The 26,006-nt window shown below is 45.1% G+C and carries 21 protein-coding genes and 1 pseudogene; 8 read left to right on the forward strand and 14 right to left on the reverse strand.

All coding sequences use genetic code 11. The features are described 5' to 3' along the window. Positions 1-6: 6 nt before the first annotated feature. Positions 7-927, reverse strand: a complete 921-nt coding sequence (locus C942_RS05405; RefSeq protein WP_007463359.1) for a VirK/YbjX family protein — start codon at positions 925-927, stop codon at positions 7-9. 202 nt (positions 928-1,129) lie between these two features. On the opposite strand from C942_RS05405, the gene C942_RS05410 reads away from it, so the two are divergent. Together C942_RS05410 and C942_RS05415 are read left to right on the forward strand one after the other, a co-directional pair. Continuing rightward, positions 1,130-1,786, forward strand: a complete 657-nt coding sequence (locus tag C942_RS05410; RefSeq protein ID WP_007463361.1) for an epoxyqueuosine reductase QueH — start codon at positions 1,130-1,132, stop codon at positions 1,784-1,786. 64 nt (positions 1,787-1,850) lie between these two features. Beyond that, a complete protein-coding gene (locus C942_RS05415) occupies positions 1,851-2,369 on the forward strand; it encodes a GNAT family N-acetyltransferase (protein WP_007463362.1) in 519 nt (172 codons plus the stop codon). A 28-nt stretch (positions 2,370-2,397) separates the two neighbouring features. Here C942_RS05415 and C942_RS05420 read toward each other — a convergent pair whose 3' ends face one another. Then, positions 2,398-3,405, reverse strand: a complete 1,008-nt coding sequence (locus C942_RS05420; RefSeq protein WP_007463364.1) for a helix-turn-helix domain-containing protein — start codon at positions 3,403-3,405, stop codon at positions 2,398-2,400. Between the two features lie 81 nt (positions 3,406-3,486). Beyond that, entirely contained in the window at positions 3,487-3,774 is a 288-nt protein-coding gene (locus C942_RS05425; protein WP_007463366.1) for a hypothetical protein, read from the reverse strand. A 244-nt stretch (positions 3,775-4,018) separates the two neighbouring features. On the opposite strand from C942_RS05425, the gene C942_RS05430 reads away from it, so the two are divergent. Both C942_RS05430 and C942_RS05435 read left to right on the forward strand, forming a co-directional pair. Continuing rightward, entirely contained in the window at positions 4,019-5,200 is a 1,182-nt protein-coding gene (locus tag C942_RS05430) for an HlyD family secretion protein (protein ID WP_007463368.1), read from the forward strand. Then, positions 5,190-6,254, forward strand: a complete 1,065-nt coding sequence (locus tag C942_RS05435) for a DUF2955 domain-containing protein (RefSeq protein ID WP_036798856.1) — start codon at positions 5,190-5,192, stop codon at positions 6,252-6,254. Before C942_RS05430 ends, C942_RS05435 begins: the two co-directional genes overlap by 11 nt. Before the next feature lie 2 nt (positions 6,255-6,256). On the opposite strand, the gene C942_RS05440 is transcribed toward C942_RS05435, so the two are convergent. From C942_RS05440 to C942_RS05455, 4 genes are all read right to left on the reverse strand, one after another. Next, the gene (locus C942_RS05440; RefSeq protein ID WP_007463372.1) at positions 6,257-7,795 is read right to left on the reverse strand and encodes a bifunctional GNAT family N-acetyltransferase/carbon-nitrogen hydrolase family protein; all 1,539 of its coding nucleotides are present in this window, start codon (positions 7,793-7,795) and stop codon (positions 6,257-6,259) included. 243 nt (positions 7,796-8,038) lie between these two features. Next, a complete protein-coding gene (locus tag C942_RS05445) occupies positions 8,039-9,322 on the reverse strand; it encodes an FAD-dependent oxidoreductase (RefSeq protein ID WP_007463376.1) in 1,284 nt (427 codons plus the stop codon). A gap of 598 nt (positions 9,323-9,920) precedes the next feature. Further along, entirely contained in the window at positions 9,921-10,793 is an 873-nt protein-coding gene (locus tag C942_RS05450; protein ID WP_007463377.1) for a LysR substrate-binding domain-containing protein, read from the reverse strand. 75 nt (positions 10,794-10,868) lie between these two features. Continuing rightward, entirely contained in the window at positions 10,869-11,069 is a 201-nt protein-coding gene (locus tag C942_RS05455) for a cold-shock protein (protein ID WP_007463380.1), read from the reverse strand. Positions 11,070-11,720: 651 nt separating this feature from the next. On the opposite strand from C942_RS05455, the gene C942_RS05460 reads away from it, so the two are divergent. Then, positions 11,721-12,023: a hypothetical protein gene (locus C942_RS05460; RefSeq protein WP_007463382.1), complete on the forward strand. Its 303-nt coding sequence runs from the start codon at positions 11,721-11,723 to the stop codon at positions 12,021-12,023. Positions 12,024-12,216: 193 nt separating this feature from the next. Beyond that, the gene (locus tag C942_RS24995; RefSeq protein WP_007463384.1) at positions 12,217-12,408 is read left to right on the forward strand and encodes a hypothetical protein; all 192 of its coding nucleotides are present in this window, start codon (positions 12,217-12,219) and stop codon (positions 12,406-12,408) included. A gap of 7 nt (positions 12,409-12,415) precedes the next feature. On the opposite strand, the gene C942_RS05465 is transcribed toward C942_RS24995, so the two are convergent. From C942_RS05465 to C942_RS05485, 5 genes are all read right to left on the reverse strand, one after another. Next, complete coding sequence (locus C942_RS05465; RefSeq protein WP_007463385.1) at positions 12,416-15,259, reverse strand: AMP-binding protein; 2,844 nt, start codon at positions 15,257-15,259, stop codon at positions 12,416-12,418. A gap of 625 nt (positions 15,260-15,884) precedes the next feature. Further along, complete coding sequence (locus tag C942_RS05470) at positions 15,885-17,138, reverse strand: ATP-grasp domain-containing protein (RefSeq protein WP_007463389.1); 1,254 nt, start codon at positions 17,136-17,138, stop codon at positions 15,885-15,887. Then, positions 17,110-18,327: an MFS transporter gene (locus C942_RS05475; protein WP_007463390.1), complete on the reverse strand. Its 1,218-nt coding sequence runs from the start codon at positions 18,325-18,327 to the stop codon at positions 17,110-17,112. Before C942_RS05475 ends, C942_RS05470 begins: the two co-directional genes overlap by 29 nt. Continuing rightward, positions 18,324-19,466, reverse strand: a complete 1,143-nt coding sequence (locus C942_RS05480) for a cysteine desulfurase family protein (protein ID WP_007463392.1) — start codon at positions 19,464-19,466, stop codon at positions 18,324-18,326. Before C942_RS05480 ends, C942_RS05475 begins: the two co-directional genes overlap by 4 nt. Before the next feature lie 15 nt (positions 19,467-19,481). Continuing rightward, complete coding sequence (locus C942_RS05485) at positions 19,482-20,339, reverse strand: hypothetical protein (protein ID WP_007463394.1); 858 nt, start codon at positions 20,337-20,339, stop codon at positions 19,482-19,484. Between the two features lie 1,225 nt (positions 20,340-21,564). On the opposite strand from C942_RS05485, the pseudogene C942_RS25725 reads away from it, so the two are divergent. After that, positions 21,565-21,687 (forward strand): annotated as a pseudogene (locus C942_RS25725) (helix-turn-helix domain-containing protein); the annotation flags it as partial. Positions 21,688-21,950: 263 nt separating this feature from the next. Beyond that, the gene (locus C942_RS24305; protein ID WP_051035732.1) at positions 21,951-22,346 is read left to right on the forward strand and encodes a hypothetical protein; all 396 of its coding nucleotides are present in this window, start codon (positions 21,951-21,953) and stop codon (positions 22,344-22,346) included. Here C942_RS24305 and C942_RS05495 read toward each other — a convergent pair. Together C942_RS05495 and C942_RS05500 are read right to left on the reverse strand one after the other, a co-directional pair. Next, the gene (locus C942_RS05495; protein ID WP_007463400.1) at positions 22,302-24,134 is read right to left on the reverse strand and encodes an ABC transporter ATP-binding protein; all 1,833 of its coding nucleotides are present in this window, start codon (positions 24,132-24,134) and stop codon (positions 22,302-22,304) included. The two genes, C942_RS24305 and C942_RS05495, sit on opposite strands and share 45 nt — an antisense overlap. Before the next feature lie 369 nt (positions 24,135-24,503). Next, positions 24,504-25,730, reverse strand: coding sequence for a response regulator (locus C942_RS05500; RefSeq protein ID WP_007463402.1), 1,227 nt, complete (start codon positions 25,728-25,730; stop codon positions 24,504-24,506). Positions 25,731-26,006: the final 276 nt, after the last annotated feature.

Consider the following 26,006-nt stretch of genomic DNA (forward strand, 5'->3'; position numbering starts at 1 on the left):
ACCGTGCTATTTGTTAATTACAGCAAGGTTATCATTAATGGCCTGTTCTGCATCTGCCAGCCACTGATAACGCTTAGTGTAAAGTCTTCGCTTGGTCTTTTTCAGTGTTGATGGATCTTTGCGTGGCGGATTTACCGGAACACTGAATAGGTATTTGCTAATCGGCTCGCCGCCGTATTCAGTCCAGAAATCGTCATAATCAAAAGTAACAGATTTGCGCTTCGAGCCGACATATCTCAGCGCCTGATAAATATGGCCCTTGTTAGATACGCCCTTAACTTCAGCAACTCCCCAGATTCTTGCCAGAATTAGCGCCACTTCGATCATTAACGCTTTTGTGCGTAAACCATGTAGTGAACGAGTCAGAGTTCTGATCAGCATCGGTCTATCGGATATGAGTGGAGTGGGTCCTTGAACCATACCGATGTACATTGTCCGCTGCTCTGTACCGGATATATTGAAGGCTAATGAATAAACACTTTGGTTTTTATCATTAACCAATTGGATACCCAATCCGCCTTCACGGCTTGCACCACAGTACAAGTGAATTTGATATTGTGCTTCATTCGAGTCTTTAAACGTCAGTAGCGTAATACCTGTTTGTGATGTCACTTCTGCGGCGTGCGAACCGAAAGTTTCACTGATAAATTGATAGTGATCCCTCAGATGTCTGGCGCGCTCTGTCGGTGACCAGTTTACGCAGAGGTAGGGCTTTAAAGGCTTTTCGATAATATCCGGGCTGTTGTCCAGTACAGGCTTTAATCTTTCGTCATTAAAGACTTCGAGTATAGTTTTCAAGGTCTTGCTGTAGGTCAGTCCCCATAGGCAGAAACGGGCATTTTTTCTGATCTTATTGATGCCTCTTGAGTTAGGGTGAACCTTATTGGCAAGTTGTGGCAAACTTGATATGTAATTGATAATACTCAAAATAGACTTCCAGATTTTTACTTTTCTCTAAATGATACACCGTTTTTTTAAATGTGACAGAGTGAAAATCTGCTATAGGAATATTTTTTTTACCTTTAAATATAAATTCAATAAAATCAGTGAGATATTTCTGTATTAATATGTATGGAATTGTATTGGTTTTGGCGGATTATTTACATTTTGATGAAAAACAGGAACAAGCATGCGTTTGCCTGATGATTTCGGTGATAGCCCGAAGAAAGATTTAACCTCTCCAAGTGAGCGTCAGCATGTTCTGATGCATTGCTGTTGTGCTCCCTGTTCCAGTGCCATGATCGAAGCGTGTTTATTCCACGGTATTCAGCCGACGATTTTTTTCTATAATCCGAATATTCATCCTGAAAAGGAGTACTTGAAGCGCAAAAACGAGATCATTCGTTTTGCTGAGGTGCTTGGGGTGGATTTTGTCGATATGGATTACGATCCGAAAACCTGGTTCAGGGAGATGAAAGGCTACGAGCATGAACCTGAGCGAGGAAAGCGCTGTCTGCATTGTTTTCAGCTGCGGATGGAAAAGACGGCAAATTACGCTAAAGAACACTGTTTTACTCACTTTACGACAACTTTAGCCAGCTCTCGCTGGAAAGATATTAATCAGATTCGACAGGCCGGACAGACGGCAGCCTCGCTGACAGGTAACATTGCCCAGTATTGGGATCAGGACTGGCGTAAAGGTGGCTTATCGGCAAGAAAAGACAGTTTGCTCAAGCAAATAGGCTTTTATAATCAGCAATATTGTGGTTGTGCTTACAGCCTGAGAGACAGTAATAAATGGCGTAAGGAAAAAGGGCGTTCGCTGATCAGTTTTGACGATGAATAATAGGAAAAAATCAGGGAAAATCCGCTTTCGGTAAGAATATAAAAATATAAAGGATAATTGTTACATGGAGTTAGTTTCCCCCTCTTGTGAATATGAGGATGTGTTTCTGGCATTTCTCGATGACATCAAGCGATTTGATGCTCCGAATGCAGAATTTTATGAACCCGCGTGTTCGTCATTTTCGAAATATGTTCAGTCTCTGATTGATGAATCGAGAGGAGTGAATCTGCCAGAGGGATATGTTCCCTGTAATCATTACTGGTTTTTAAATCAGAAAGGGAAAATGGTTGGCGTGCTACGGATCCGGCATCACATTGAAACGCCTTTTTTGTCTCATGAAGGCGGGCATATTGGTTATGACATTGCGCCGAGTTTTCGTGAACAAGGCTATGGCACCCGAATGCTTAAACATGGTCTGGTCAAAGCTAAGCAATTGGGACTGGAAAAGGTGTTGATCACCGCAGATGAAGACAATATTGCATCAAGAAAGGTGATCGAAGCCAACAGTGGAGTGCTGGAACAGATCGTGATGGGGCGTTTTTTCCCTTGTCTGGTTGCGAAGTATTGGGTTACGTGTCAGTAGGGTTTGGTTTTTATCCGTTTTGCAGATGCTAGGCTTTAGCCAGAAATCGCTTGCGGTAATCTTTAGGAGGAAACCCGGTGAGCTTTTTAAATGCCCTTGAGAAATGGGCAATATCAGCATAACCCAGCTCAGAGGCAATATCGGTGAGTGAATATTGCCCGTTTTCCATTAACCGACAGGCCGTCGCCAGCATGATGTTGTCTCTGACATTTTTGAAACTGGTATTTTCCTCTGCCAGACGGCGTTGTAACGTACGGGCGCTGGTGTTCAGTATTTCGGCTGCCTGCTGTAAGGATAGCGACTGCCGGGAAAGGTACGGTGCCAGTGCTAAATAGACAGTTTCAAGGAAGTTTAGCGCTTTGGGATCATCCTCTCGGGATACTTGAGATGTAAAACTGGCCGGAAGATGAAGCGGAAGTGCCATCAATTCGCTTGAAAGTTCGATCGCGGCCAAATTTCGGTTTGCGTACAGCACAGTTTTCGGGTTGTTCAGTATTTCGGCCAGCTTATCGGCTTTCTTTGACTGGATAGCAATACATGTTGGTTGCCAGTCTGTTTTACTGAGTAAGCGAATAAACTCAATCAGGAATAGAACAGCAAAGATTTCGGCCCATAAAAACTCTTCTGTGTCCTCTTTATCTTTAAACCGACAAAACCACGGCGTGTGGTTGAAGTACTCGATACTGATCGTCGCTGAAGGTGACTCATGACGGACGGCTGTTTTCATTTGCTCTATTGCCTCTCCCAAGGTTTCGGGACTTCGGAGATGGCGGAGCATTTTCGGAATGAAGTATTCACGGTTGGCTGTACGCAGTAGATCGCCGTAATACTGGGGATCGGCGCGCTCTGCCATCAGCGCCAGTAAATGTTTAACCGGTGTTTCAGGAAGAAACTCATGGCGGGTCCGCATAATATCCTCAGGCAGTCCGGCGGCTTTGAGGAGTGGATAGATATCAGCCTCAAAATGTTTGAGCATTTCGACTAATGTTGCTGCATGAGCCGTTTTGATTAACGGAACCAGTTGGCCTGGGGTCATTCCTTTACTCCGGAAATGGCTGGTATCAATAGTATACCTGTGTATCTGCTTGTTGCAGCTGCATCCCTGCAGCTACTGAAATTATGCCTGAGTCGCCTGTCGGGATTTTTTAGGCGAACTGCGGAAAATACTGATGATAGCTTCTATCGTGTAGTAACCACATACAGCAGTAAAACTTAGGGCACTGAATTGCTCGCCCATTGTTACAGATGCGCCAATAAGCTCAAACAGTTCTCCACCGAATTTCTTCACATAATCCAATGCCCATTTGTATACCAGGTAAAGCTTAGTCAGGGTGATGAAAACCAGATAAGCCTTACCGTATGGAGTACACAGGAATTGCTTAATTTTGGCCCAGATCTTTTTCATTTCACTTCTCGCTTAATGTTGGTTTGCTTGCTGACGAGATGAAGTATAAAAAACACACAAAACCAAACTTATCATTTTGCGCCACATTGGGTGTATTGAATGTATTTTTATTTAAGTTGTTGTTTTTAAATGTTTTATTGTTTATTTCGTGGTTTGTTTAAATTATGCTTTGGCGTGAAATGGTAAAAAAGAAATTCTATTTCGATTTAAGATCGCGGCGTACGATTAATCTGATGAGGTCGTTATGAGCCAAAAAGATCCTGAGTTTACCCCGGTTGAAGCCCGTTCAGTGGCTTGCGATGAACCTGTCGCTTTTGATGAGAAAACGAAAAAGCCTGAAAGTGCTTCAGGCAAGCTATCAAATAAGCATCTGACTCCCCGAGCCATTACTCTAGTGGTGCTGGCTGTGTGTGTCGGCTTGTTTCTTTTTTATCTTGTTGCCGACAGGGTGATCCCGACTACTGATATGGCAAGGGTGAGAGGAAATGTTATACCGCTGGCTCCGCAAGTATCAGGTGTGATCAATAAAGTGAATGTCACACCTAATGAGTTAGTGCAGGCTGGAGATGCTTTATTCCGGATTGAACCGACGGATTATCAGATTGCGGTAAAAAAGGCTGAACAGGGCTTGGAGCTGGCAGGTAAACAGATTGGTGTTCAGACGGCTTCGGTAGAAGCGGCTCAGGCCAGATTATCTGATGCGTTGATAAATCAGGAAAACGTCCGGCGACAGGCCGGGCGTGTGCTGACGATGGCTGATAAAGGCATTGTGACTCAGGCAGAAGCGGATAAAACCCGAGCAGCCATAGCTCACGCCCGGGCTCAGGTAGACAGCGCCAGGGCTGGTTTGGCTCAGGCGAAAAAGCAGCTTGGTAAGCTTGGTGAGGAGAATACCGAAATGCAGGCGGCGTTGCTGGCACTGCAAAAAGCACAATTGGATTTGGAGCGAACTGTTATTCGTGCTCCGGCGATGGGCGGGGTGTCTAACTTTCGCCTTGATGAAGGCTTTTATGCCAGTAAGGGACAGCCACTGATGACGTTTGTATCCGGTGAAGACAGTTGGATCGAAGCTTATTATCGTGAGAACAGCCTGGGCAATATGAAGTCCGGTGATCTGGTTGAGATTGCTCTGGATAATGCGCCAGGTGATATTTTCCACGGGCGTATAGCCAGTATTGATTATGGCGTGAACTGGGGACAGGCGCAGCAATCCGGGCAATTAGCGACAGTTGCGAACCAGACTGGCTGGTTACGCCAGACCCAGCGATTTCCTGTAATGGTTCGTTTTGAAGGGGATGTCCCCCACGGCCTGTTACGAGTCGGTGGTCAGGCAGACGTGATGGTTTACACCGATGAGGCGTCGGTAATGAACCTGTTTGGCAAGCTTTGGATTCGTCTGATCAGCTGGATGTCTTATGTCCGTTAATATCTTGCCAGAGGCTCAACAGGTATTGTTGACCCGCCGGATCTTGAGGTATGCGTTGGGTGTGGTTCTGGCGATGTTGCTGGCATATGGCATTAACTGGACTTTTGCTTATGTGATGCCGGTGTTTGTGGCTAAGTTTTTCGCCGACAGACCGGAACCGACCAAAGAAACCTTTGATGAGCTATTTCTGGCTATGGTGGTAACCGTGCTGATCGCAATGGCGGTTAGTAATGGCGTGACTCAGTATCCGTTGATTCTGTTGCTGTTGGTCGGTTTGCTGATGTTCTGGGCCTATTACCTGTTTCAGAATCCGAAATGGAATTTCTTTTCCACTATTCTTATGATCACAGTGTTGTTAGTACCGTATATGGGGGTTATTCACCCAGCAGCAGCTCTGATGCTTGGTAAGGGACTGATGATTTCCGGATGCGGTGCTGTACTGATTTTCTGGCTGATGCATAGCTTGTTACCGGATCTTGATAGTCTGGCGATGTGGTCAGCTGTAAACCCCGAACAGGGGGCTGCAAGTGGTGATACAGAAAGAACCTATGAGGCAGAACGTGTCCGTAATGCGCTGAAGGCACTGGCTATCAGTTTTCCTGTCATTGCTTATTTCTACTACTTCCAGATTAATGGTGCGCTGCTGACGATGGCGTTTATCGGGATTTTGTCATTACAGTTAAGCTGTCCGAAGAGTATTAAGCTTAGTCTGTTTTTGCTACTAACCAATTTGGTTGGCGGGATTTTGGCTGTTATTGCCTATGAGTTGCTGGTGACCGTACCCTGGTTTCCTTTTCTGCTTGCCATGATGGCGTTGTTCAGCCTGTTGTTCGGGCAGAAAATTTGCACTGAACCGGGCAAAGCACCGATTTATGCCGGTATTTTTTCTGCGATGCTGGTCGTTTTTGGTGCTGTGATCTCCGGAAGCGATAAAGCGATTGATGTCAGTTTCTATACCCGTATTGGCCAGATTTCTATGGCCGGTATCTACTTAATATTCGTTGCCTTGCTGGTGGATTTACATTGTGGTGCAACCAGCAAGGCTGATATTTAACTTTAGGTTGAGTTTTTGGGTCTGGTAAAGCCGCCATAGAGATCTAAACGGCGGTGGCGAAGGTTGGTGACTGAACCTTCGGTATTGAGGTATTTCAGTTTGTCGAGTTCGACATCGGCAAATATGATCATCTCGGTATTCGGGCTGGCTTCGGTAATGGTGGCATCATGAGGGAAGTAGACATCGGAGGGTGAAAATACCGCTGATTGGGCGAACTGAATATCGACGTTATCAACCCGGGGTAGGTTGCCGACACTGCCACCGAGAGCCACGTAACATTCATTTTCTATCGCCCTTGCCTGAGCGCATAACCTGACTCGTAAATAGCCGTTTTTGGTGTCGGTCCAGAATGGAACAAAGATGATCTGCACGCCCTCTTCTGCCAGCATACGCCCAAGCTCGGGAAATTCTGCATCATAACAAATGAGTATTCCGACGCGGCCGCAATCGGTATCGAAGACTTTCACTTTTTCTCCACCGTCAATGACCCAGTCCCGTTCTTCATGTGGGGTAATGTGGATTTTGTACTGCTCATCAATACAACCGTCACGATGGAGGAGATAGGAGATATTATAGAGTCGATCATCTTTGAGAACCGGCATGCTCCCTGCGATGATATTTATGTTGTAGGTGACCGCCATTTGGGAAAAGCGTTGCTTTATGTCTTCGGTAAATTCGCTTAAAAAGCGGATGGCTTCGACGGATGTTTTTTCGTTCTGTAATCCCATTAGTGGTGCATTGAAAAATTCGGGAAAGAGGGCAAAGTCGGCGTGATAATTGGAGAGCGAAGAGACAAAAAACTCAGCCTGATTCATTAGATCTTCAACAGACACCATTGCCCGCATCTGCCATTGCACCAAACCGAGTCGCACCAGGTTCTTTTCTGTATTGATAACCGAGGGCATTTCTTCTTCATAAAAGATATTGTCCCATTCCAGTAGGGTGCCATAGCCGCTGGATTTTGTATCCTCGGGTAAATAATGTTTCATCAGGCGCTTTACGTCGAAGTCGTTGGATAATTGGAACGACAAAATGGGATCATGAAGCTCTTTGCGCTTCACTTTTTCGACATATTCAGGGACAGACATATCATCAGCGACGTTGTGATAACCGGGAATACGGCCACCAGCTAAGATCGCTTTAAGGTTGTTGTTACGACAAAGCTCTTTACGCGCTTCATACAAGCGTCGTCCAAGCCGTAGCCCCCGATAATCAGGATGCACAAAGACATCAAGGCCGTACAAAGCATCTCCGCTGGCCTGGTGCTGAATCACATTTTGTTCTGTGATGATGTCAGTGTATGTGTGACTGAGTGAAAAACGGTTGTAGTCAACTTTGATGGTGAGTGCGGCACCGATAATTTTCCCGCTGTCTTCAATACAGATCTGGCCGTCCGGAAACTGGTGAATGAGATCCATGATTGTCATCCGTGGCCATGCCCCGCCCACATCATGAAACACCAAATCCATGAGAGTAGCTAGCTCAGGATAATCACTTGATTGGATGTTGCGTATGTTCAGCAGGGGAGTGTTGCTCTCCATGCTAATGCTCTCCTTATCGCTGTTGTTACCAACCGCATTACCCCGATTGGTTTTGTGGGGAGTCTTGTTTGTAACCATCACAAAGTCTGGCACAAAATTTGTGCTTTTCCTGTAAGTTGAGTGAGATCTGAGAGGTAATTGAATATGATGGAAAGTGTTATGAGGAAAAGTGGATGGGGAGGTGAAACCATGAATGTGGAAAATTCACATTCATGGTCAACACAAAAAGCTGAAGGGTAATGCTTATGCGAGATGCTTGCCTAGTCGTTTTGCCAGACAAAGCAGAGTGTAGGTCGGCGGAAGCCCCCATGCTTCAGGAATGACAGATGCATCACAAACATAAAGTCCCTGAAATTCCGTTTGTAGATTACTGTTGACCACGTCGCCAATTTTAGCGCTACCGCCCTGATGAGCTGCAAAATGATGGGTGCGGTAAATATGGCTGCAACCGGCTTGGCGCAAAATGTTCTCAGCAATTTCAGAGCCCGTTGCCAAGCGCTGCTTATCGCTGTCACCCAGTTTTTTGCTCATCCATTTCTCACCGATGACGCCATTGGGTTCGTCTTTTGCTTTAACCATGATTGACAGGGTATTGTTAGCAGAAAGCATATTTCCGAACTTCCCGACCTGAGCTGTAAACAGATGAAAAAAAGGTTTTGGCAGGCTGAGATCAGAAAGCAAAATGCCATCATCCGGCAGGTGAAGACCGGCTGCCATCGGAATTTCACCGTCTGGGAAGTGGTCGTTTACTTTTCCCATGACAGCAATTACCGGGTCGATGAAGAACTGCTGTCCGGCCTTTTTGATCCCGGTTTGTTGAAGAATTTGAGCAGAGCCAATTCCCCCCGCAGCCAAAATGATGTTATCAGCAAAGACGGAGTTTATTCGGCCCTTATGACGGAATTTAACGCCGACCGCTTTGTGACCGTGCGTAAGTACTTCGGTCACTTTAGCTCCGGTAAGTAGTGTGGCTCCATGGCAAACTGCATCGTCAAGGAAATCTCTGGCAGTCCACTTTGCATCTGTCGGGCAGCCATAAGCACAAAGGTGACATTGTGGCTGGCATTTGTTGATATCAATGAATTTATCCAGCTTGTCCCATTTCAGGCCCAGCTCACGAGCACCATGGCTGATGGCTTTAGCTACCGGCCCCATTAAGTGCTCCGGAAGTGGATTAATGGGTAACTCCTTTGCGATTTCATCAACTTCAACAGTTAAGTCGACACCGTATTGTCGGAACATATCAATCGGTGGTGTCATTGCTCCGGCATAGTTGATAGCCGAGCTGCCGCCAGCGGTTATTCCCCGAATAAGCAGTGACAAGTCGCGAGTCACGTAGGCACTCTTTCCCGGAATTGCCGCCATTTGTGCCATTTGCCAGAAGGATCCTTTAAGCGGAGTATTGTTTCCCCACTCCAGAATTAATACCTGCTGGCCCTGATGAGTTAGCTCTCTGGCAATAGTCGCTCCGCCCGGGCCGCTTCCGACAACGATGGCATCATAAGATGAGTGGAGGTCTGCTGGCATCTTGTTGCTCTCCATGAAAAAGGAACTGATTGATAATCAGGGCAATAATGGAAGGTTACTATACTGCAACTTCTTGTCGAACGGCATTGGAGATTAACTGGTAATACCCTAGTGTCAGGAAATGTGAAAGGTAAAGGTTGATCAACGAGGGCAGGTTCGTAACCCGAGAGTTGTTGATGCAGAATAAGAAAAGCCTCGTCAAACAAATTATGTTTAACGAGGCTTCAGATTACCAATTCATCTAACACAAAAGCAAAAGGACAGTGAAGGGGGAATAGGATGAAACCCTGACCTATAGCTTAAATTGTTTTCCGCAGTCTTTGCAGCGATGGATTGATTTGTAAAACAAGCGTTGCCAGAAGCTACGCTTTATTCGCACTAGCTGAGTACAGTTACATTCCATGTGCCATATACCTATTGGTCAATTAGCCATGTTAAGCAAGGTGTTTCACATTATTGTAATGGTTTAAGGTCATACACATCAACAGTGCTTCTTCTTATTTATTTGATTATTAACTGTTTCTTACAAAATCATCAGTATGAGTGTTCTGGCGGGTAGTTGTGCTTGTAATTAAACATACTTATATGATGATTGTTTTTAGCTGCTAAGGGCTTCGGCAAGATAATCGACTAACATCCTGACCTTGGGAGAAAGGTGGCGGTTGTGCGGATACAGTGCCCAAATACCATCATCTTTTTCCATAAACTGAGTAAGCAGCGGGATTAGCTGGCCATTATCGATATAGCCCTGAACATAGTAGTCCGGTAGTTGGACAATACCGAGTCCTTTGAGTGCGGCATCGGTAAGAGCATGGCCGCTGTTACAGCTCAGGCGGCCTTTGACTCTGATATTGCGTGGTTTACCGTCTTCAAGAAAACGCCAGTAGTCAAGTGTACCGGGCAGGCAGTTGTGGTGTTCAAGTTCAGACAATGAATGGGGAATACCATAAGTCGCCAGGTATTTTTCTGATGCACAAACATACTGGGTTCGAGAGCCGAGCTTTTTCGCCATCATGCTGGAATCATCCAGTTTGCCGAGGCGAATTGCCAGATCAAAGCCTTCATCAACCAGATCAACTTTCTGGTTTGATAGCAGGAGCTGAACTTCCAGCTCAGGATACTTTTGCATGAAATCGTTGATTAACGGGGCTATGGTGCCTTCGCCATAGGTAACCGGAGCGGTAATTTTTAACAGACCACGAGGGGTGGTTTGCAGGTTGGTGATTGCTCGTTCTGCTTCTTCCAGGCCGTCCAGTATCTGGCGGCAGTGCTGGTAGTAAATACGGCCAACTTCCGTGACTGAAACTTTGCGGGTTGTGCGATAAAACAGTTTGGCTGCAAGCCGGGCTTCCAGCGCGCTGATTTGTCGGCTGACCTGTGCGGTTGATATGCCAAGGCGTTTTGCCGCTGCGGTAAAGCTTTCGGCTTCAGCCACAGCGACAAATTCACTGACACCTTCCCAGTTGTACATTATTACCACCACGTAACAGTTGTTTTCATATGGTGGTGATTATTAATTAACTAAGAAGTAATAGCGAGTGTGAAATCAGATAAAACGGATATCGACGGCCTGAAGTTTGCTCTTGGAGTCGTCCATTGTGAACTCTACCAGGCTGCCAGATTCCGGTGCGTGTTTGCCACGGATGCTGATTGCTTCAAAGCGAATGTCACCGCCTAGATCACAAGTGATCAGGCCTGTTTTTTCTTTTGGGTTAAAACTACGGATAATACCGGTTTGTGAAGTCATAATATTTTCCTTTCTGCCCAAATCATGCTCTGCATGCTCAATGGCACCGAGTCTTCATGTTTGTGGCTATCAATCTGAGTACAAATACAATCCAGCCACGTTTTCTTCAGTGGCTGATGTTCTTGAAACCCATTGACCTTTTATTTCTTCACAGCTAAGAGTTCACCCTACTCATTAGCTCATCACTGCAATATCGCCTGCAACGTTAGCGATGGCAGTGGAAAGAAATCATCTGAATGATCTTTTTGGGAGGTCTTCTTACTTTGACGGAAGTGAGGAGTGTTCTTCGAAAATCACTGTCAGGTCTGAGTTCCAGACCTAAAAACACTAAACAGAAAACAGACTGTTGTAAATAGCCTGATTGCACAAAAGTGTGATCTATTTGGCCTTATTGCTCGTACATCGTTCCTTTTTGTTGAATTTTAATGAAAAAAACTCATTTTATTTAACTTGAATTTATTTTCCCTGACGCGAAATTATTGTATTTCACTCCCCTCTGACCTGATTTGTTGTTTATTTCTTGCTCAGTTTTTTCGAACATCTCCAATCAAAATGCGTTATCGAGTGTGAGCAGTATCACAACTAATCTTTATATCAAGACGCAGCCACACTGCGTAATTAAACAAAACAACAGTTGATAGTGAGGAAGTTATGAAAAAGTCAATTTTAGGAATTATGCTTGGTGTTGCTGCTTTTTCGGGTACTGCAATGGCAGATTTGAAGCTTGATGTAACACCACAGAAAAACGGCGCTTGGGTTATCGTTGAAAAAGCGGGTATGCCACAGGAAGGTGTTCAGGTTTCCCTGCATGGACAAAGCTATACAACTGCTGAAAATGGTCGAGTATTTGTCTATAGCACCGGCGAGGCTGCACGTTCAGTGACAATTAAAGCTACAGATAATGAAGGTAACTCAACGTCAACAAAAGCGTTTATCCCGTCAAACCGCTCTTAAATTTCAGTTACTCTTAGTTACTGCTTCGAAGGCAAGGAAACGCTTCTTGCCTTTTCATTTTTAAGGTATTCCCCTCTTCTGATACATCAGTTCCACATCTGAAACAGGCCATCTAAACTAAGAATATATAGTTCTTCCTCAGTCTGACAGCGGCTTATAGTGACCTTTGGGTTGCGAGAGGTAAGTGGGTGTTATGTCGAGATTTTTTGTTTTATTTGGATTGCTTTGGCTGATAGGTGGTTGTGCCTCCGTTTCTCAACCAGAACACGCCTTAAGCGAATTTCGTGAAGGACATGCAATGCGCCAGCAGTTTGAATTTGTCCGAACCCTTGAGCGGCATAACCAGGTCTTTCCAATCGTTCGACTTGATCAGTTGCCGCATTAGGGCCTAGTTAGCGCATAGGAGGCGTATGCGCCAGATCCGGTTCACCGCAGTGGCGCAGGATCTCTCCTCTTGCTTTATCTCTCAATGCCAGTGCCGCACTCCAGTCTTCACCACTTGGATAAATCGGCTCACTGATGGTTACGCTGACATCTCCTCTTCTTGGAAACAGGGATTTATCGCGAAGCTTAGAGCGGGTGCCGCACAGGGTAACAGGGATCACCGGCAGGTTGGCATCAGTGGCCGCCGTAAAGGCGCCCATGTGGAACTGATGCAGACCCGCCATTCGGTATAAAGTGCCCTCTGGGAACAGGCACAACGGTTGGTTATCTTTGGCACTATAAGCAATCCGTTTAGCATCAATAATGCCTTTTTGTACATCGAAGCGTTCTACAAACTCGGCCCCTAGTCGAGAAAGAAATATCCGGGCAAACGGGTTTTTCAATAGCTCTGATTTGGCGACAAAACGACAGTTCAGGTCAATCGCGGCAGTCATGACCAGTCCGTCAAGATAACTGGAGTGATTGGCTACCATAATAAAGGGTTGCTCTCCTTTTGGCAGGTTTTCCTCTCCTTGCACGGTGAGTTTGGTTCCGGTCAGTTTTATCAGAGCCCTTGCCCCGAAGCGGGTAATAGCCCAGCTCCAATTGCGGTTGGGAGTAATCGCAACCAGCCCCCATACCGCGGGCGCTAATATTGCCATGACCAGCCACATATACGCGGCGTAGCCGAAATCGAGCAAAATGCGTGAATAGCGCTTTAATTGCGGACGGATACCAGCCTGGATCAGGCGCAGTGTTTGCTGCCATACGGCGCGCTGGCGAATATCGAGTTGGTTTTGTTCATACAACTCCTTGCAGGCCGCACGACGAATTTTGCCGCTTGATGTTTTGGGTATGGTATGGGGCGGAGCGATAACTATGTCATCTGCAGGGCTGCCAAGTAAATCGACTGAGAGATTATTAATTTGCTGCTTAAATGCTTGTTGGCTGATTTCATCGGTCTGCCGGCTTTCGGCCAGTACAATTAATCGCTCTGTTCCAGAATGCTGGTCATGGCTGGCAAAGGCTGCGACGCAACCCTTGCGGATCCCTTTAATATTACAGACGGCTTCTTCCAGTTCGTGAGGATAGATATTGCGACCGGCTCGGATGATGATGTCTTTCGTTCGCCCGGTGAGAAACAGCTCGCCGCCGATAGTAAAGGCACGGTCACCGGTATCGAGCCAGTCGCCGTGATAGAGCTGGCGGGTCTTCTCTTCATCATGGTAATAGCCCTGGGTGGCAGATGGGCCTTTAAATTGTAGGGTGCCTTCTTCTCGTTCCGGCAGCTCCCGTCCGAATTCATCAACAATGCGGATCTGGTGAGCCGGTAGTGGCTGGCCTAATCCTATCACTTGCATAGGGTCGGTATCGTTATCTGCGGCTTTAATTGCCCGGCCAAAACGAACCATAGGTTCACGCTGAATTTTTTCAATTCTCGGCAGCCTGACTTCGTTAGGAAAGGTCAGCCCGACGGATGATTCTGCCAAGCCGTAGACCGGAGACATGGTTTCGGGACGGAAACCGTATTTGGCGAATTTCTCGGTAAAACGTTTGATGGTGCTCGGGCTGACAGGCTCTGCGCCGTTCCATGACAGACGCCAGCTGCTGAGGTCCAGTCCCTCAAGTTCGCTGTCGTCAATTTTGTTGATACATAACTCATAGGCGAAATTAGGTGCCGGGGATAGGGTGCCGCGGTGACGGTGGATAGCCCAAAGCCACCGCTGGGGCTTGGACAAAAAGACCAGCGGCGACATGATCACCAGCGGGATTGCATGATACAGGCTGCCGAACCAGGCTCCGATCAGCCCCATGTCATGATAAACCGGTAGCCAGCTGACAAAGACATCACCTGAACTGGCTCCTACGACTTTACCCATCGCCCGGATATTGTGCAGCAGATTATCATGAGTCAGGGTAACGCCTTTGGGTTGGCCGGTACTTCCCGATGTGTATTGCAGAAATGCGATATCAGATTTTGCGGCTTCGCCGACATCCGGTTTTTCTTTACAGTGGAGCAGTTCAGGAAGGGTCACAACAGTTTTGATCGAAGGAACCAGCATCCGCAGTAGTTGGGAAAGTGGCTTAGCTTCGGGGACGGTGATTAACAGCCGTGCCTGGGCGTTATGAAGAATGTTGGCGTGACGTTTGAGATGATCTTCTATCTGAGAAGGCCGCGCCGGGGGATAGATAGGAACAGGTATCGCCCGTGCATATAAAATGCCGAAAAAGCTGTAAAAGTAGTCATTACTGGTGGGCAGCATAATTGCGACACACTCACCGGGGGCGATGTCCTGCGCAACCAGTCCGCTGGCGATTTGCAGGGCTTTTTCTTTCAACATCCGGTAACTGATTTCTTCAACATGTTCAGCATCCTGATAGACATAGAGGTGCGGTCGGTCGGGGTGAGTGCTGACATGCCAGTCGAGTACCTGCTGGAGGGTCTCAACATGTTCCGGTGCGGACTGCACCACATCAAGCTTGATTTGCTGAATGGTCTGTTCCGATAGGGTGCTGAAGTGATGATTGCTCGCCTGCAATATTTCTCTCAGCAGATCTCGGGGTGTTTCTATTGTTGCCAGAGTTTGATCGGGAAGAGTGATGCTAAATTGGGACTCAGTTCGTTGAATAAGCTCGGCTCGGGCCAGGCTGTCAAACCCTAGGTCCTGATCAAGTCGGGTGTCGAGGTTCAGTGTTGCTGGAGGCGGTTCTCCCTGCCGCAGTTCTGTAACCAGCTCTTCAATCATCTTTAATAGTGATTCGGCTGTCTGTTCGGGTTTTTCGGTTTTCAGGCTTTGGGGGTTGACCGTCATAGCAAGCATCCTGCAACAGAGAATGGCGCTGTCGGAGCGCACAGAAATTGCGACCAGTACCTGATTGAATTGTAGTTAAAATCAGCCAGACGGCAGGATTTTGCAGCTAAGCGTTGAGAATGATTACCGGCTTTGAGAAGTCAGCCGTTTTGCTCTGGTGGTTGTTCTGCCTGGGATTGGCATAAAAATTGTGGTGAAGTGGAACAAAATAATTATCAGTTTTATCATTGTAATAAATGATATTAAACATTAAAACCAAGGTTAGGCATCCCCAAACAAACGGTATTTATGAATTTGATTAGGTCACTTTTTGTAAGAAACTTTACGGTGATATTGGTGCACTTCAGCTGATTTAAATGCTTGGTTTGAAAAGTGCAATAATGAGCGTACGCATCAAGGGAAGGGGGTTCTGTTAAATGACGAAGGCTACACTTGAAGATGGTAAATGGTATCAAAAGAGAAATGTTTGAACCGAATTTAACCTGACAGCCACCATTTTAACGTTGGTAACTGTCAGGTTAAGTCAGAACTTTTACAGTAAATGTTCTGACTTGATATCAGGGATGACAACAAAATCATATATCATATCTTTTCGTTCCGTTGCACCCCAGCCTCTTTATTCCACTTAGTATTCTTCGTAGGCTTGGCTTTTTTCCATGAACAGCTGATAAGCTCGCGTCAATTTCTCATGTACTTCTTGGCTTGTGTCCCCAGTTGCGATGGCTTTAGCTACTTTCGAGCCACTAAATTCCTTGTTGTTTACTCGGCTACCGGCCTCATAGAAAAACTGTATTTCAGATAGAAAATCAAAATCTTGAGCTGTTGGCACAATAGGGAGAGTATGGTTACTTGGGTTAATTAATCCCCAACCTCCAATCAAAGGGAAGGCCTCTACTTTGGGGAGGGGAAAGCTAAGTTGTGCATTAATATAACGTTTATTTAAATCATAACCAGTTGCATGCTTTATAGCTTGATTAACACCTGCACCACCGGTGCGACAAGCTACCTCACAAAAAATAACTTCACCATTTTCTTTTACAAAAAACTCAGCGTGAATCGGAACATTCTCAATTTTAGGCAATGCATAGAGTGCACGCGTTGTTTGCTCGATGAGTCGTTCATAAAACGGGTTTTCCCGATCTAACATAACGGACATCAGTGTATGATTGTGTTTAATTTCTTCTAGCTGAAGATTACTCGACAGGTATTTGGACGGAAATAGACATTCAATTTCACCATTAGTGCCGATGAAACCATCAACGTGATACATGTCCCCATCGATATAGGATTCAGCAATTAGGTCACTCTGATATTCACAATCTTGCAAACGACTCGATAAATCGTTTTCGAGCAAGTTTCTTAATTGGGCAAGGTTGGCAATTTTTTTTGCGAACATGGAGCCTGAAGAGGTTCTTGGTTTAACAAAAACCGGAAAGCCAACTTGGTTTACAAACTCAATCAATGCAACATCGGATTGAATGGCCGTAAACGCCGGGAGAGTAATCTCAGCACATGTGCTGAGATGGCTCTTCATAATGAACTTGTCTCTAAACGCAAGGGCTGTTTCGAAACAATGTGAAGGGAGTCCAAGGTAATTGGCCACGCGAGTCGCGCGTAATACATCATCTTCTCCCAAATACAGTACATGCGTAAATGGTTCGTTTTTGTGTTCATCGAGAATGTCGTGTGCAACAAGGCCATTGTTCATGTAATTGTCATAGCAGCGCACGCTTTTGGCACACTCTGAAACCCTTGCAAGCGAGGAGGCATTGTCATTGGCTTTGCTAGTAAATATCCAAAGTTCAGCTTCAAATTCACTGAAATAGCTCGCAATATCGAGATCTAAAAAATTATGAAAGGTGAGTAGCGCGATTTTCATGGTATTTAATTCCTTTAAAAATGAATGCGGTGACAAAAATTAATAGCGCAATGGCTGGGAGGGTAATATCGACGGTGCAGTCGCCAAGGAAGTAGGCAAGGATTCCAGCACATGGAAATGCCAGTAAGAAAAGCACGATCATACAGCCCAGCACCGAAATAAGATTTTTGCCATCAAAAAGCGCTGAGCGCAGGGTGCGAATATAGACTGCAAAGATATTGTCTGAAATAAAAAACAGAATGAACATCACACAGTAAACATAGAAGCTACCCGTTGTGCCGATGATGACTAAAATGAGTGCGCTGACCAACATGCAGAAGGTACTCAGCGTTTTTAAGCGCACCTTTTTCGTGATTTTATCGATGTAAAACAACGTGATTGCACAGCTTATTCCCGCAAGACTTAACAATAAGCCGAACGTCTCGCCAGCGACTCCCAGTCGCTTTACCAAATAGTCTTGGGAACTTAGAAGCAAGATACCCAATCCTAAATTGAGCAAAAAACCAATTACAAAAGCCTCAAAAAGGCGTCGCTCACGTCGAATTAAACAGAGTCCCTGGTATAAAGAAGCTTTTTGTTCTTGTGCCGTTGGCAGCTCGATCTGTGCCAATTTCTTCTGATTGCTTTTCATGGCGAGAGTCAGCAAAGCAAAAGAGGAAAACTGCAAGATAGAAAATAGAATCAGCATCTGAACATGTGAAGCAAAACCAACAAGCAGTGCAGAAATGACCGGCCCTAACGCCATCGCAACGGTATCGACCGATTGCTGCTTAGAAAAAATACTTTCTTTACTGGTACCTGAGATGTGTGTGCTCACATAACCCAAATGTTTTTCAAGCACAGGAAAGGCCAGCTCAGCCAAAAAGCCGAAGAGACCAGCAATCAGTGGAAATACAATAGCCGTGTTTTGCTCGGTAAATAACGTCAGTAAGAAGATATAGGCGAGCAACACGCACCACTTTAACCCTTCAAGTACACGAAGCGTTGAGGTTTCTTTCCATCGATTCAAAACATTGGGTGAAATGGCAACGCCAACGAGTCTAGGGATAAACTCAACCGCAAATGCAAGACCAGAGGCTGCAACACTTCCTGTGAGTTTATAGACATAAAAAGGCACCAGAAATACCATCATTTGCTCGGCCAGCATGGTAAACAGCCGAACGAGCAACAGTGAATTAACGTAACTCATGAGCGCGATAACTGATAGATCTCAGTGAGATGTTGGAGCGCTGAATCGAGCTCTTCAGCTGTAGTCTCTCGTCCAAAACTCAATCGAATGGAACTTTGTATCTGATCTTCATCCAACCCCATCGCGCTTAACACATGACTACCTAGTTGTTGTTCAGAGTTACATGCCGATCCACTACTCAACGCAACTTTATTTTTGAGCTTGCTCATGAGAAAACTCGATTTAATGCCGCACAGAGAGAAGTTCAGCGTATTAGGCAAAGATGCGGAAGTACAGCCATTGACCGTTATGTTTGGTACGCTATGCTTGAGGTTTTCAATGAGTTTAATCTTGAGCGCTTTTTGCTTTTTGCTGTCGCTATCAACGCGTTCTTTCGCTATTTTGGCTGCTTTCGCCATCCCAATAATTGCCGGTAGATTACTCGTCCCTCCACGTAATCCATATTCTTGACCACCACCATGTATAAGTGGGTTATTCAGCAAAATAGCTTTATTGCGGCAATAGAGGCCACCGATCCCTTTAGGGCCATAAAATTTATGTGATGAGAAACTGGCGAAGTCCACAAGGGTCGTTTGCACTGAAAACGGCATCTTACCAACTAGCTGGGCTGCATCAGTATGGAAAAGTATTTTGTTGTCTTGGCAGTATTGGGCGATTTCGTTTATAGGCATCAATACGCCCGTTTCATTGTTTGCCGCCATCACGGAGATCAATTTAGTCTCAGGTCTAACAAGTGCAGTAATTGAATCAAGCTCGACACGCCCTTTTGAGTTTACTGGTGCGTAGCTAATCTCAACCCCTTTGTTTTTTAAATACTCGCATTGGTTCAGAATACATTTATGTTCGACTTCACTCACAATAAAATGTACAGGCTCTGAACCCAAAAAGTGGTCGGCGACACCTTTTAGCACCATGTTGTTTGATTCGGAAGCACCCGAGGTAAAATAGATGTGGTTACTTGGTGCATCGATAAGGTCAGCAATAACTTCACGACTTTCTTCTAAAAGTAACGCGTTTCGGATCCCCATCATGTGAGTCTTTGAAGCAGGGTTGGCGAAGTTATGTTCCATACAATCAAGCATAGCCATACGCACGGATGGGTCGATAGGTGTCGTTGCGTTATAGTCTAGGTATAACATGTCAAGTTCTCTCCGTTATGCAATTGAAGTGATGTGTGAATCTGGAGAGGTGATTGCAGCCTCATGGTTGAGTTTGCTTAACAGTCCTTCATCGTCAATGTAAAAAATATTCGTGACACTTGCCGATAAGACGTTAGGTGAGGCGTACGTGTTAAATACGTTTGTAAATGCACGGGCACCATGCGTCACCTTTGTTTCATCCATGATTTCTGACCAGTCAATGATGTGAAACACGGAAGACTCAAAAAAGCGCTCTTTCAACTTAGATAAGACATCATCATAGTGCTGTCCCATGATGCCAGGGCACTTAATACCAAAGACATGATCAAGCTTATTGCTCAATAGAATTTCTTCACCCGTTTCGTTTAACTTCATCATGATTTTTGATTTCCCGTCATCGGAGGGGGTGAGTACACGAATAGAGCTATCGCCTATAGTTAAACGCTTCTTGAGTCGATTTATGGCGCGGTTTTTAGTCGTTTTTTCTGAAAAAAGTAAGAGCCTGTCTCTTTTTATCAGCTTGCTAGTTGCAAGTATGCTTTCGATCTCTTGAGGAAGGGTATTATCGGTGTCAGCTGGTTTGGCGTTGATCTCACAAACATCGCTGCCGCATTGCAGCCCTAAATCATCAATTAGGATGCCAAATACGATACGGATTTTTTTACCATATTGTTGGATTAATTTTGTACCAAATTGAATGGCATCAGATAAGCTATTTTTTGCGAAATCATCTGCCCCATAAGCTGGATTAAAATGACCTGCTTCAAGATATACAATGACCGGCTTTTTAGGTTCAAAATCTAATGTGTTTTCGATCTGTTGTAAAAGCGTTTGATAATAATTTTTCATTTGTGGAACCTTGGATTTATTCAATCTTTTTCCTTGGGTTGGAAAACCCAGATTTGTACTTAGTTCTCGAGTATACGGAACGAATATATTTCAAGATGGGCTAGTTATTACTCTATCTCTGACTGATATGTCTTAAAAACAATACTATATATATGTAACATTTGTAAATAAGAATATTATATATAAATGAACTTTGTAAATGATAATATTGTATATAAGCAATTCATGTAAATAAGTTCAGAGAGCTAAATCGGGATGAAAGATAAATTGCGTAATTTGACTTGATGGATGGAAATTTTAATCCTGATTATCAAGGTAACTGTCGGTCATTTGGTGTTCACATATTAAAGTCGTCTAATGTATTTTCGAGTTCAAATACATTGGCTGAAGTTTATATACCTTACCAGTTTTGTGAGAAAACTGAGTCAGCTCAGATTCACGACAACGTGACAGGTACTTTCATTGAGCATCCAACCAACCGTTCTCCAGTAAGAGGACGTATTTAATGCCCCATCGGTTCAAAGTTGAGTGGTTAACAATGATGCTAGTAACTGAATGTATCTCTTTAGTTTCAAATGTTTGCGAGTGATACTTGGGAGTGGCGGCCTGTGGATTTGATGGTCTTAATGTTTGAAATGATGAATATTAGTGAAGGTCATAACCAACCACTCTAGTTTGCGACAAACCCGATGATTTTCTTAATGCAATACAATTTTTTAGCAGTGTCCAGACTCGTTTATTCAGAAGTTAATTCTCAATATAGATATAGTTTGAAAGCTGAAAAATCAAATTAATGAGGTAATAAAACTAGGGGTTTGCAGTTAATAGTTCCTTAAAAAATTGAGCGTAAAAATCTTAAATATGATGATTGTCATCATAAAACTTAATATCAAGTTCGACTACAAAATAATGCGCAAGTTGATTGCATCATAGCTAAGCCGTATACGGGATTTAATATATATACCTACTAGAGCAAGGTGTACAGTATGAGTAGGTGTGTTTTGTAGGTTGTTATATTTTCCTGATTATATTGATCTATGTTTTCTTGGTTTCTAGGCTCTGTTGAATCGCTCAGATAATACTCTATTATTCCATTAATACCGAGCTCAATAATTATAGGCGAATTTTTATTTTGGTTAGCTGTTGAATATATGCCTTGGATTCAAATTGTAAGTGTGACATTCGCTGAAATAAAAACAGTGAGTTGTGACTATCATTACTCTTTACTCCCGCTAGGAAGTGAAAAGCTATGAATTATCAACAACTCACTGAGAATGAAAGGTATATGCTCTCTGCACTCAGAAAGCAAGGACTAAGAGCTCCTCAAATTACGAATGCACTTGGCCGTCACAAAAGTACCATCTATCGAGAGGTTAAGAGAAACTCCAGAGATAATCGTCATAGCGCTTACTACCAACCAGCTATTGCCAACACCAAAGTATTTACTCGCTGAAGTCGCTCACGCCGTAACCAGCAGTTCAGCACTTTGAGTTTTGTCATGGTAGACGCCTTACTTGCTATCAAATGGAGTCCGGAACAAATTGTTGGCTATCTCAAACTAAACCAGATACCTACGATGAGTCATGAAACCCTCTACCAATATATTTGGAGCAATAGAAAGCAAGGCGATCTGCTATGGAAGCACCTGCGCTAAGCATCGAAAACACGTCGAAACGCTATCGTTCCAAAGATAGTTGTGGCCGTATAACCGCCAAGCACATAGGAGATCAATACCATTGTGGGAGAGGTACCAAACACTGCATCGTTACACTCGTTGAACGGCTCTCTGGCTATAATACTCTTATTGGGCAACTTGACGAAACCTATTCATTAAACAAACGTGTGATCAAACTTATCAATAAAGCGAAGCTATCTTTTAAAACCATCACTGCAGATGGGGGGGCAAATAATCAGAGAATGCAGCACCCCCATAAAAAAAGGTTCCGCAAAGGGAGCCTGATACTTAAATTGAATTGCTACAAGTGGCTAGACTTCGCTGGCGATAAAGCCACCTGTCTGGTGTTCCCATAGCTGGGCGTAGATGCCGTCTCTTTCCAGCAGTTCCTGGTGGGTACCTTGCTCAATGATTCGGCCATCGTCGATGACAATGAGGCGATCCATAGCGGCGATGGTGGACAGGCGGTGGGCAATCGCAATTACTGTTTTGCCTTCCATTAGCTGGTACAGGCTTTCCTGGATTGCGGCTTCAACTTCAGAATCGAGTGCTGAGGTTGCCTCATCAAGGATCAGGATCGGAGCATCCTTCAGTAGTACTCGGGAAATAGCTACGCGCTGACGCTGTCCGCCGGACAGTTTTACTCCACGCTCGCCGACCTGTGCATCATAGCCGGTATTGCCATGCGGGTCGGTTAATGTGGTAATGAACTCATGGGCATGAGCCTGTTTTGTTGCCCTGAGCAGATCGGCTTCACTTGCATCCGGATTACTGTACAGGATGTTTTCACGGATCGAACGGTGGAGCAGGGAGGTGTCCTGAGTTACCATGCCGATCTGTCCGCGAAGTGAATCCTGGGTGACATCTGCTATGTTCTGGCCGTCGATTTTGATGGTGCCGGATTCAACGTCATAGAATCGCATCAGCAGGTTAACCATGGTTGATTTACCCGCACCGGAGCGGCCGACAAGACCAACTTTTTCACCGGGTTTTATATCCAGTTTTAGCTTTTCAATAACAGCTTTTTCTTCGCCATAGTTGAAGCTGACATTATCAAACTTGATCCCGCCATGATTAACAATCAGCTCCGGTGCATTAGGTTTATCTTCAATTGCAACCGGCTTAGACAGAGTCCTCATACCGTCTACTACGGTACCGAGGTTTTCGAACAGACCACCGACTTCCCACATGATCCATTTCGACATGCCGTTAATGCGCAGCGCCAGGCTGACCGCAATGGCGATAGCGCCGATAGTGATGGCGGCATTTGTCCATAGCCAGATAGACAGGCCGGTAATAATAAAGACCAGTCCGTAGTTGATGGCTTCGACCGAGAGGTTAAAGCCGGTGACCAGTCGCATCTGGCGGTACACCGTATCTATAAAACCACTCATGCCCTGTTCGGCGTATTCGGTTTCGCGATTAGTGTGGGAGAATAGTTTGACCGTTGAAATGTTGGTGTAGCTGTCAACGATACGCCCGGTCATCATCGAGCGCGCATCGGCCTGCTCGGTGGCAACATGTTTCAGCTTCGGCACATAGAAAAACTGGATAGCGATATAAGCGCCCAGCCACAGTAGCATCGGCAGCATCAGGCGGTAATCGGATTTACCAATCATTACCAGCATGGAGCCGAAGTAGACCGTGATATAAACCAGCACATCCAGGAGTTTCATTACGGTTTCACGTACCGACAGGGCTGTTTGCATCACTTTGGTGGCGATGCGTCCGGCAAACTCGTCCTGGTAGAAAGAGATGCTCTGGCGCAGTAAGTAACGGTGTGCCAGCCAGCGGATTGACATCGGGTAGTTGCCCAGCAGAGTTTGATGAACAATCAGCGAGTGAAGGGTAATCAGCAGCGGCACGATAATGACTATCACAAGCCCCATCGCCATTAGCTTTCCGCCTTCTTCAGCCCAGAAGGTGTCGGGATTGTGTGAGGCCAGCCAATCTACCAGTTGGCCCATAAAGCCAAACAGGGAGACTTCAACGATGGCGATGAGGGCACTCAGGATTGCCATTGCGATGAGGGGCAACTCAAAGCCCCTTGTGTAGTGGCGCAGGAACGCAAACAGGTTATCGGGCGGCTGTTCGGGTTCATGGTGCGGAAATGCTGAAGCCAGCTTTTCAAACAGTTTATACATAGAATGATGATTCCGGTTGAGCTTGTAGGTATCGGCTTCTCAGAGCCATGTCTTTATTGTTAACAGGAGAGGTGTTTATGCCTGCGTTGCTGGTTATAAGAAACAGGCATAGCACAAAAGGAATGGCACTACTTTATCAGAAGCCATTGGGTAAAAAATATCCACTATTGGCAATTATTTTATCTTTGACTTGGAGACTTCTTAAGTACCAATTCTGCCTGAAACTTGCCTGATTCTACTTTTTGGTATCGGGCTAGTATTATTTCGCCTGTACATTGCGTAAAAGAAAATTATGCGTTTTGTGGCGTATTGGCAAGATGGAAGGTAGGGAAAAGTAGGTAATAAAAAGCCACCTGTCGTGGCTCTGGCTCAGTTGCTTTCTTGTACCATCTGGTTGCGGCCGGCTGACTTAGCTTGATAGAGGCATTTGTCCGCGCGACGTATCAGCTCATGGATATTGGCATCGCCGTTAACAACACCGGTACTGACAGTATAACGGATGGCATTGCCAAACAACGTCAGCTCGGTATCAGCGATATCCTGAGTCAGGGCTTGAAGGCGACGATAGAAAATGTCTTCTGAGTTGCCGTAGAGGATACAGAATTCTTCGCCGCCGAATCGAGCTACCAGGGCATCAGGGAAATACTGCTGCAGGGTATTAGCCAGCTCAATGAGTACCAGATCTCCAATATGATGGCCGTAGGTATCATTCAGTACTTTGAAGTAGTCGATGTCCAACAGCGCCAGGCATCGCGGTCCTTTGAAATTCTTCACCAGATGGTGTTCAAAGAAGTAACGACGGTTCCAGGTCTTTGTCAGGTAATCCTGATTTGCCAGATGATAGAGTTGGCGCTCGGAGTCAAGGAAGTTCAGGGTACTGTGCAAGCGGCAGTAAAATTCTTCCTGATTAAATGGTTTTTTTAGGAAATCGTTTGCCCCGGCTTTCAAAAATTTAGCTGTTAGTGAAGCTTCATCACTGGCTGACAGGCCAATTACAGCTAGTTGTCGGGGTTGGAAAGTTTTTCGCAGTTCTTTGACCAGGCTGACACCATCTCGCTCCGGCATGGAATAATCAGTAATGACCAGGGTGATATCATTTTCTTTGTTGATGACCTCTAGCGCTTCATCGCCGTTGCGGGCTTCTATGACTGTCAGGTATTGGCGTTCCAGTAAACTGCGGAGGTAACGGCGTGCGGTTGCTGAATCATCAACAACCAGAACTTTATGTTCATTATTTCGCTTCAGTCGGTTGAGGATCGGAATAATGCTGGAGATACAGGTCGGGCTGTCTTTGGGAATATAGTCAATAACCGTTTTAGCAAGCACTCGCTCACGGGTTAAGTCATCCATCAGTGCCGTCAGAACGATAACCTTGATATCCATCGACAGGCAGACATCGATGATTTCACCGTCCTGGCCATCAGGCAGGCAATAGTCGAGAATTGCGCACAGAAAGTCAGTACTTTCATCCAGTACTTTTTCAGCTTCAGCAATACTGTCGGTCAGAACAGGTGTATATCCTGCTTTTCTTAATTCACTTTCAATAATGCGTCGGAAAGGTCGGCTATCTTCAACGACTAATATTTTATTATCCATGTACCATTACCTGATGGGCATTACTTCATTCTAAATCCGAATGAAAGGCGCATTATGGGACATTTTTTTGACAGATACAATTGATGAACTTCTTATTTTCAATTGGTTGGAGCAGATTGATTGGATTTACTGCTATATATTTGCTTTGGTTGCCAGTCAAATCCCTTTTATTTCATGTGGTTAATATAAGTTATTGTCACTTTTGAAGCTTTGTTTGTTGAGTGTATATTGTGCTGGTTGCGTATAAGTTTACATCAATAAGCCATTGGTTTAATA

The sequence above is a fragment of the Photobacterium marinum genome (genome assembly GCF_000331515.1).
In the GTDB taxonomy this organism is placed as follows: domain Bacteria; phylum Pseudomonadota; class Gammaproteobacteria; order Enterobacterales; family Vibrionaceae; genus Photobacterium; species Photobacterium marinum.